Source organism: Komagataeibacter intermedius TF2 (assembly GCF_000964425.1).
GTDB classification, from domain to species: Bacteria; Pseudomonadota; Alphaproteobacteria; order Acetobacterales; family Acetobacteraceae; genus Komagataeibacter; species Komagataeibacter intermedius.
On record NZ_BANF01000707.1, the window covers coordinates 1 to 1,388 of the forward strand.

The following is a 1,388-nucleotide window of genomic DNA, read 5'->3' on the forward strand; positions in this document are numbered from 1 at the left end:
GCACCAGCGTGATCGTGGAAGGCGGCGCATCGGCTTCCGCCATCCGCGCGCTTTGCCATGAGCATGACGTGAAATGCCTGTTCACCACACCAACACAGATGCGCCTCATGCGGCAGGAAAGCCGCAACCTGTCAGGAGCGATCCTACCAACTCCTGCCCGCATCTTCGTGGCCGGAGAATATGCGGACCCGACATTGCTGGAGTGGGCACGATCCTATTTTTGCAAACCCGTGGTCAATCACTGGTGGCAGACTGAAACCGGGTGGAGCATCACCGCCCATTTCTTTGGCCTGCCCGAGCGCGATCCGGTCCCGCTCATGAATGACATTGGGCGGCCCGCACCGGGTTTCCGTCCGGAAATCGTGCCGTCCATACCCGGTGAACAGTGCGGGGAAATTGTCCTCTCCCTGCCGCTGCCACCCGGCTGCCTGGCTGGCGTATGGAAGGATGGAGCGATCCGTGTTCCTGCCGCCTATCTTGATGAAACGAACCGGTATTATCGTACCTTCGACGAAGGCATGATCGAGGCCAGCCGCGCCGTGCATATGCTCGGGCGTTCCGACGATGTCATAAAGGTCGCAGGACGACGGATTTCGGGTGTGCAGATCGAAAAGATCATTGCCGCCCATCCGGCTGTTCATGCCTGTGCCGTAGTAGCCTCTCCCGATGAACTGAGAGGGCAGCGACCTGTCGCCTATGTAGTACCTAACTCCGGTGTAAAAGTCATACCTTCTTCCGAGGAAATGATCGGACGGGTCAATCAGGCACTCGGTCGCTGGATTGGTCTTAAGGAAGTCCACTTCGTCAGACATCTGCCCACGACTGTCTCAGGAAAGATCACGCGGAAACGCCTGTTGGTATCTTAACGTTATCAGTCTCGTATAAGATCATTTTTATGAAAAAATGGCGAACTCATACCAGACAATCCGAAGACTCTGCACTTATCAATATTGGACTTGTAACGGTTTTGTGCCGGTCATCTGAGCGTTTTAAGCTCGTATCAGGAGACCGACGGAACCATGAAGCATACGGAAGATTTCAAGCGCGAGGCCGTAAGGATTGCGTTGAGCAGTGGGTTGTCACGCACGCGTGTTGCGGCCGATCTGGGTATTGGCAAATCCACTCTGGCGAAATGGATAGTGAATTATCGTCCGGACGAGCCGGCATCAGGGCCTCAGGCTGATCTGGCCCGCGAGAATGAACGTCTTCGCCTGGAGAACCGGATTTTACGGGAGGAGAGGGAAATCCTAAAAAAAGCTACCCAGTTCTTCGCGAGCCAAAAGCCATGAGGTTCGCCTTCATCCACGGACATCGGCATGAATGGCCAATCGAGAGGCTGTGCCAGGTCTTGCGGGTCTCTGCACGGGGGTACCGGGCCTGGACATCCC

1 protein-coding gene and 1 pseudogene are annotated in these 1,388 nt (G+C 55.9%); both read left to right on the forward strand.

The window, feature by feature from the left end; translation table 11 throughout:
- Positions 1 to 866 (forward strand): AMP-binding enzyme (locus tag B7449_RS19040; protein ID WP_148431440.1); only part of this gene is annotated, 866 nt, incomplete at its 5' end.
- A 153-nt stretch (positions 867 to 1,019) separates the two neighbouring features.
- Positions 1,020 to 1,388: pseudogene (locus B7449_RS25200) on the forward strand (transposase); the annotation flags it as partial.